This is a genomic window from Pseudooctadecabacter sp. (genome assembly GCF_020627745.1).
Taxonomy (GTDB): domain Bacteria; phylum Pseudomonadota; class Alphaproteobacteria; order Rhodobacterales; family Rhodobacteraceae; genus Octadecabacter.
Map to the genome: position 1 here is coordinate 1 of NZ_JAHDGE010000066.1, position 5,347 is coordinate 5,347.

Annotated in this window: 6 protein-coding genes; 3 read left to right on the top strand and 3 right to left on the bottom strand. The window is 64.9% G+C overall.

Translation table 11 applies throughout. From position 1 onward, the window contains the following. Both dusA and QZ653_RS14720 read left to right on the top strand, forming a co-directional pair. Positions 1–966, top strand: a 966-nt coding sequence (dusA, locus tag QZ653_RS14715) for a tRNA dihydrouridine(20/20a) synthase DusA (RefSeq protein WP_296421236.1), incomplete at its 5' end; no start/stop codon positions are given. Then, positions 963–1,706: a hypothetical protein gene (locus QZ653_RS14720; RefSeq protein WP_296421238.1), complete on the top strand. Its 744-nt coding sequence runs from the start codon at positions 963–965 to the stop codon at positions 1,704–1,706. The genes dusA and QZ653_RS14720, both read left to right, overlap by 4 nt. Positions 1,707–2,052: 346 nt before the next feature. On the opposite strand, the gene QZ653_RS14725 is transcribed toward QZ653_RS14720, so the two are convergent. From QZ653_RS14725 to ccmI, 3 genes are read right to left on the bottom strand one after another with little or no spacing between them, the layout of a single operon-like run. Further along, positions 2,053–2,298, bottom strand: a complete 246-nt coding sequence (locus QZ653_RS14725; RefSeq protein ID WP_296421239.1) for a DUF1289 domain-containing protein — start codon at positions 2,296–2,298, stop codon at positions 2,053–2,055. 1 nt (position 2,299) lies between these two features. Beyond that, positions 2,300–2,773: a Holliday junction resolvase RuvX gene (gene ruvX, locus QZ653_RS14730; protein WP_296421241.1), complete on the bottom strand. Its 474-nt coding sequence runs from the start codon at positions 2,771–2,773 to the stop codon at positions 2,300–2,302. Next, the gene (ccmI, locus tag QZ653_RS14735; RefSeq protein ID WP_296421243.1) at positions 2,770–3,981 is read right to left on the bottom strand and encodes a c-type cytochrome biogenesis protein CcmI; all 1,212 of its coding nucleotides are present in this window, start codon (positions 3,979–3,981) and stop codon (positions 2,770–2,772) included. Before ccmI ends, ruvX begins: the two co-directional genes overlap by 4 nt. 172 nt (positions 3,982–4,153) lie before the next feature. Between ccmI and QZ653_RS14740 the strand changes: the two genes are divergently transcribed. After that, positions 4,154–5,347: sarcosine oxidase subunit beta family protein (locus tag QZ653_RS14740; RefSeq protein WP_296421244.1), on the top strand; the 1,194-nt coding region annotated here is incomplete at its 3' end.

Here is a 5,347-nt window from a genome sequence, read left to right on the forward strand (position 1 = left end):
GCCCCCATGATGGACTGGACGGACCGGCATTGCCGGTATTTGCACCGTCTGCTGAGCACGCGGACGCTGCTGTATACAGAGATGGTCACGGCCCCCGCCTTGGTGCGCGGTCAGGCGCGGCATCTGTTGCGGTTTGATCCTGCCGAACAGCCCGTGGCGTTGCAGCTTGGCGGGTCCGATCCGATTGAACTGGCCGAGGCTGCGGCCATGGGGGCGCAAGAGGGCTACCCCGAGATCAACCTGAATTGCGGGTGCCCGTCCGATCGCGTGCAATCGGGTGCGTTCGGGGCGGTTCTGATGAAGGATCCGGCCCTTGTGGCCCTGTGTTGTCGGGCGATGATCGCGGCGCAACCGGCTGAAGTCACGGTGAAATGCCGGATCGGCGTCGATGATCAGGACCCCGCCGAGGTGCTGCCCGAATTTCTGTCGCAAATTGTGGCCGCAGGGGTGAACCGCGTGACCATCCACGCGCGCAAGGCTTGGCTGCAGGGGCTGAGCCCCAAGGAAAACCGCGACATTCCGCCCTTGGATTATGATCTGGTGTTCGAGATGAAACAGCTGTTTCCGAACCTTCATATCTCCATCAACGGGGGGATTGCTTCGCTTGATCACGCCCGTGATCTTCTGGAGGCCGGCGTTGACGGGGTCATGATCGGGCGCGCGGCCTATCACAGCCCGACCGATATTTTGCGACGTGCCGATGAGGTGATTTTTGGCGAGGTGGCGGGCCCCGATCCGGTGGACGTGGTTTTGCAGATGCGCCCCTATATCGAGGCGCATTTGGCCGATGACAGTCGTGGCGGCGGAAAGCTTTCCCATGTGACGAAACACATGTTGGGGCTGTTTGCGGGCCGTCCGGGGGCACGGCAATGGCGCAGGCATCTGTCGGAACAGGCGCACCGTGACGGGGCGGGGTGGTCCGTGGTTGAAGATGCGCTGGCGGCGATGGACAGGGCCGCTGCGTGACCGGCAATATGGGCCGTGATGGCTTTGCCGTGTTTGCCGAGGACCCCGATGTGGCGCGGTGGGCGCAGGCGGCCTATCGGGCGGGTCTGACCGCCACACGGAACCCGGATTTGCAGGCAAAATGGTTGCGGCATGGGGGGACGTGGTTTGTGGGTGTTGATGCCTTGCCGACGAGCGGTGATGGGTCGATTGACGGGGCCCCCCTGGCGGGGGCGTGGCGCGGGGCGGTGCCACAGGTGACCCGGTGGCATCGCGCGCAACTGTCAGTGACCTATGCGGGCTATCCCCAACAGGATGCCACCGATACGGACGCCGCACACGGGTTTCGGATGCGCCGGTTTTCCGGGCATGTGGACGGGCTGCATGCGGAAAACGGGCGGCGCATTGTGCGCGAATTGCACGCCTTTATTTTGGGCGTGCCACTGAATGAGACTGCGGCCTGCCCGCTGATGGTCTGGCCGGGCAGTCACCATCTGATCGGTACAGCGTTGCGCGGGGTCATCGGGGACCGCGATCCGCGCGGCGTTGACGTGACAGACGCCTACGTCGCCGCACGTCGTGCGGTGTTTGACACGATCACGCCGGTGCCGGTCATTGCGTCCCCCGGTCAGGTCATGGTGCTGCATCGCCATCTGGTCCACGGCATTGCGCCCCACGATCCCAAGATCGCGATGCCGGATGAGGGGCGGATGGTCGCCTATTTCAGGCCCGAGTGTTCCAATTCATCCGACTGGGTGTGAGGCAGACCGGCCCTCCGGGGGGAGTTTTTTGGGCCAGATGAAGCAGGGGCGCTGCGCTGTTAACGCGCCGTTAAGGTTAATCGGTGATGGTGGCGGGGCATGGATAGCGGGAGCGCGACTCCATGTGCCAGGTGAAGCTCCGGCCCGTCGTGGGGTCGTTTCGTCCGATGGAGATTGGCTCCGGCCCCCGTCTGACGTGGCCGGAGTGGACCCCTGTGATCTTTTACGGACTGTTAAGGTTAACGCGCCTGTGTCCGGTCGCGGCATAGATCCGTCGCCTGTGGTGCGCGCGGGGTCCCTGTTTCATCTGGCCAGAAAAACTCAAATCCTGACAGGGCACCACGTGCTACCGTTTCAAACGGGCCGCCCGGCCGCCACGCCGTTTTTGCAGCAAAGGCGCACGGGCGGGCAGGTCGTCCATCACGGCTTTGCGGGCTTCAGGTGTCAGGCGGGACCACGCGCCGATTTCGTCGATGGAGCGCAGACAGCCGGTGCACAGACGGGTTTCGGGGTGGATGACGCAGATTTTGATGCAGGGGCTTTCGATTTCCGCCCGCGTCCAGATGGCGTCCGTGTTTTCAGGCTTGGTCATGTCAGGCGCCTTTCAAATTGCGCAAGCGGTCCAGCAGTCCTTGCAGGATTACACCGGCGGCGACGTGGTCGATGACCTCGGCGCGACGTTTTCGGGACGTATCCGCCTGCAACAGCGCGCGTTCGGCGGCCACGGTGGACAGCCGTTCGTCCCAGAAGGTGATCGGCACCTCTGTCAGGCGGGTCAGGTTGCGGGCAAAAGCACGGGTCGCTTGGGCGCGCGGCCCTTCCGAGCCGTCCATGTTGCGCGGCAGGCCCAGAACCAGCCCGCCGATCTGACGATGCGTCATGATCTCCAGCAGGCGGGCGGCGTCGGCCTGAAATTTCGTGCGTTTGATCGTTTCCAGCGGCGAGGCGATCATGTGGCCTGCATCCGACACCGCGATGCCGATGGTTTTGGTGCCCAGATCAAGCCCCGCGAGGGGGGCGTAGCCGGGCAGGGCTGCGGCGAAATCGGCGGGGTCGTCGAAGGTCATTCGGTCAGGCCCGCCTCGGATGCGGCGCGGCGGATCAGGGTGACGGCCTGCACGTCGCCGCCAAAGATCGCTTCGGCCTCGGCCAGCACGCGGGCGGCGGCCTCGGACTGTTCGATCAACATCAGCGAGGTGATCAGCCGCGCCCAGTCTTGCGGTGGGCCGCCTTGGGTGGCCAGCCTGTCGGCCAGACCGCCCACCATGCCTTCTATCATGGCGCGGCGGTCTTCGGGGGACATGTCCTGGGCCGCGTCCAGATCGGCGGCACTGGGGCCGCGGACCTCAGGCAGGGCGTAGTCGATGCCAAGCTGGGCTGCGACCTCATTGATCTGGCTGGCGGCGAAATCATAGTGCAGCGTGCCGGGGCTGCCGCCTTCGATCACCCGCCGCCAGAGGGAAAACGCGCGGTCGGGGCGGTCGTTTTGGGCATACATGAGGCCTGCATAGTAAAGGGCGGGTTCGCTGTCGGGGGTGGTTTGCAGCACGCGCAGGGCGATGGTCTCCGCCTCGGGGGAGACATAGCCCCGTGTGCCTGCGACGAGCAGGTCCAGCAGCCGTTCATAGTCGTCGACCGCGACATCCGCGCCTTGCAGGGCGATCACCCGTTCCTGGGCGCGGGCGGCGCGGTGGTATTGGCCGATGGCGGCTTCGGTCTGGGCCAGCACGGTCCAGGCTTGCAGGTCGTCCGGGCGTTCAAAGGTGGCCGCGCGGCGGGACTGGATCAGGCCGCGCGTGTCCTCATCGAACTGGTCGAGCGTGTCGGGCAGGTCAACGGCGGCCTCGGCCTCAAGCTGGCCGGGGCGGTTGGCGCGGCGGTCTTCGCCCACGCTGAGGCGCAGGTCGCGCGGCACATCGCCGTAGCCCGGTGCGCCCAAGGCGGCGTAAAGCCCCCCTGCGGCACCCAGCAGAGCAAGGCCGCAGACCACAGCCGCCATCCGGCTGAGGGTGCGGGGGGCATCGCCTGCGGCGCGGCGCGTGCTGGCGTCGGCGGCCAGCAGACGGCGGGAGATTTCGGTGCGGGTCCGCTCGGCCTCGGCCTCATCCAGAACACCGCGTGCGAGATCGCGGTCCACTTCGGCCAGCTGATCGCGGTAGATGTCGATATCGGTGTCCTGCGGCCCCGCATCGCCGCGCCCGCGCCACAGCGGGGCGGTGACGGCCAGAACGGCGAGGGCGGCCAGAATGGCGGCGGTGATCACAAACCCGGTCATACCCACCCCTGTAAGGCCAATCGCGCGGCGGCAAAAGGCGCAAATGTGCGGCCCTATGCCTCGTTTGCGTCCGGTGTCGGAAAAGTGCATCTAAGTGCCGCCGCCGGTGGTCCGAAAATGCACGTGTTCCACCACAAAACACTTTAGGGACATCACCGATCGGGGATTAGATATGCGCCGTTTTTCTGCCTTTGCCATCGCGCGAGAAGCTGTCCGGTATCATTCAGGCTGGGAACGGCATTGGCGCAACCCCACCCCCAAGAAGAAATACGACGTTATCATCGTGGGCGCGGGTGGCCACGGGTTGGCCACGGCGTGGCATCTGGGCAAGCACTACGGGATCACCAATGTGGCCGTGATCGAAAAGGGCTGGCTGGGGGGCGGCAATACGGGCCGCAACACGACGATCATCCGGTCCAATTACCTGCAGGACCCGTCGGCGGCGATTTATGAAAAATCCCGTTCCCTGTATGAGACGATGTCGCAGGACTTGAATTACAACGTGATGTTCAGCCCCCGTGGCGTCATCATGCTGGCCCAGACCCATCATGAGGTGCGCGGCTATCAGCGCACGGCCCATGCCAATGCGTTGCAGGGTGTGAAGACCGAATGGATCGACAAGCACCGCGTCAAGGAGTTGTGCCCGATCATGAACATCGACGGCCCCCGTTATCCGGTGCTGGGCGGGCTGTGGCAGGCGCGCGGTGGCACGGCGCGTCACGATGCGGTGGCGTGGGGCTATGCGCGGGCGTGCTCCGACATGGGCATGGACATCATCCAGCAGTGTGAGGTCACGGGCGTGCGCACCACAGGCGGCAAGGTCGTGGGCGTGGACACGACCAAGGGCGCCATCGATTGCGACAAGCTGGGGATGGTGGTGGCAGGCCATGCGTCCCATCTGGCGGATATGGCCGGTTTCCGGCTGCCGATTGAAAGCGTGGCATTGCAGGCCTTGGTGTCAGAGCCGATCAAGCCCTGCATGGATATTGTGGTGATGGCCAACACGGTCCACGGTTATCTCAGCCAGTCCGACAAGGGCGAAATGGTCATCGGCGGCGGCACCGACGGGTTCAACAATTACACCCAGCGCGGATCGTTCCAGCACGTCGAGGAGACAGTGAGGGCACTGGTTGAGACGTTCCCCATGCTCAGCCGTTTGAAAATGCTGCGCCAGTGGGGCGGGATTGTGGATGTGACGGGGGACCGGTCCCCGATCCTGTCGAAAACACCTGTAGAGGGCGTGTTCGTGAACTGCGGCTGGGGCACCGGCGGGTTCAAGGCCATTCCGGGATCAGGCTTTGCCATGGCGGAGCTGATGGCCAAGGGCGCGTCGCCCCTGACGGACGAGTTTTCCATGTTCCGGTTC